The sequence below is a fragment of the Leucobacter sp. OH1287 genome (assembly GCF_003859945.1).
Lineage (GTDB): Bacteria > Actinomycetota > Actinomycetes > Actinomycetales > Microbacteriaceae > Canibacter.
Window position 1 is genome coordinate 1 of the sequence record NZ_RQYM01000027.1, and the last position, 2,022, is coordinate 2,022.

The following is a 2,022-nucleotide window of genomic DNA, read 5'->3' on the forward strand; positions in this document are numbered from 1 at the left end:
CGAGATCAGGCATCTACGTAACGAGGGTTTATCAATACGAGCTATAGCAAAGGAGGTGGGCTGCGCGAAACGAACGGTGGAACGAGCTCTAGCATCACAAACACCACCTTCCTACAAGAAAAGAGCGAACACTGACAACTCTTTCACACTGTACGAACCGCTAGTACGCGCGCTACTTACAGAGCATCCCAACCTACCCGCAACAGTTCTAGCAGAGCGAGTTGGCTGGCCAGGCTCTGCCTCCTGGTTCCGTCAAAACATTGCACGCATCCGTAACGACTACCTCCCCAAAGACCCTGTAGACAAGCTCGTACACCTACCGGGACGGCAAATCCAATGCGATTTAACATTCCCCAAAGAAGACCTACAAGGCATCGACGGGATAAAACGTAAATATCCCGTTCTGGTGATGGTCTCCTCCTACTCACGATTCATGGGCGCGGTAGTACTTCCCAGCCGGAAAACAGGCGACCTGCTGGCAGGAATGTGGCATTTGATAGAAACACAGTTCACGGCTATACCCCAACATTTTTTGTGGGACCATGAGACAGGGATAGGGCAGAAACGTCTTGTGCCAGCAGCACAAACTTTCGCAGGTACTTTAGGCTGTCAGATCCGTCAAGCACCAGTACGAGACCCCGAATCAAAAGGTGTTGTAGAACGAGCGAACCAGTACTTGAAAACCTCTTTCTTCCCCGGCCGTAAGTTCGCTGATGTGCATGACGCGCAAACCCAACTAGACGAGTGGATCAACACTGTCGCTAACCGGCGACAACACCGGGTAACACGCATGATCCCTTACCAGGCGTGGCAGGAAGATAAAGCAGCGATGAAACCGCTTAGTCCCTCACCTACAGTTGGTATGACAGAACAGATCAGGTTACCGCGTAACTATTACGTCACTGTTGACAGCAACCATTACTCTGTCAACCCTGTGATGATTGGCCGTTTGGTGACAGTAATCACAGACTTAAACACGGTAACAATCCTCAGCCCTGAAGGTGAGATCATGGGCTGTCACAGGCGTTGTTTGGCGAAACATCAAACAATCACAGACCCCAGCCACCGGCAGGTAGCAGTGGATATGCGGGAGCATTTACGGCTTGTTAAAACCACACCGCCTGTACTTGAAACTCCAGTACAGGCTCCTAACCTTGATATTTACGACAGATTGGTGGTAGCAGCATGAACATGCCCATGAGTAAACAAGATATTGACACTGACCTGGCAAGAATAACAGCGGTTCTTAAAGCTCCAAGGATCAAGGAAAGCTATCACCGTTTAGCAGCCTACGCGCAAGCAAATAACTGGACCTTTGAACGCTACCTGCTTGCAGTTTTAGAAGAGGAGGCTAACGCTCGGGAAGCTTCAGGAGCGCAGCTGCGGATTAAGCGTGCTGGGTTTCCAGCGGTTAAAACAATCGCTGAGTTTAACTTCAGTCACCAGCCCGGTCTTGACCGTGCTTTGATCGCGAGGTTGGAAACCTCTGGCTGGATAACCAGCCACGAGAATGTTGTGTTGCTAGGGCCGCCGGGTACGGGTAAAACACATTTAGCGATTTCCCTGGGTATCATCGCTGCCAGGCAGGGATACCGGGTATTGTTTGACACAGCTGCTGGTTGGATCAACCGTTTAGGGACAGCTCACCGTGTCGGGGAGTTATCAAAGCTTGTAGCTAAACTCTCCCGGTATGACCTGTTGATTATCGACGAGATCGGTTATCTACCGATAGAAGCTGATGCTGCTAATTTGTTTTTCCAGCTCATCGCTGAGCGTTACGAGCGTGGGTCTGTGATTATCACTTCTAATCTCGCGTTCTCGCGTTGGGCTGAGTGTTTTGGTGATTCAACAATCGCTGCGGCTATTATCGACCGGATTGTTCATCACGCGCACATTATTAGTAGTGAGGGGGAAAGCTATCGGTTGAACAAGCATGTAGCTAGAACAGAGGTAGAATAGCAGTACGTTTGTTGGGCTACTTTTCGCCCGTCATTTTGGGCTACTTTTCGACCGTCACCGACA

At 50.2% G+C, this 2,022-nt stretch carries 2 protein-coding genes; both read left to right on the forward strand.

What is annotated here, in order from left to right:
- Positions 1-1,189: IS21 family transposase (gene istA, locus EII30_RS08775; protein ID WP_124886964.1), on the forward strand; the 1,189-nt coding region annotated here is incomplete at its 5' end.
- Positions 1,190-1,197: 8 nt separating this feature from the next.
- Complete coding sequence (istB, locus tag EII30_RS08780) at positions 1,198-1,959, forward strand: IS21-like element helper ATPase IstB (RefSeq protein WP_305029050.1); 762 nt, start codon at positions 1,198-1,200, stop codon at positions 1,957-1,959.
- Positions 1,960-2,022: the final 63 nt, after the last annotated feature.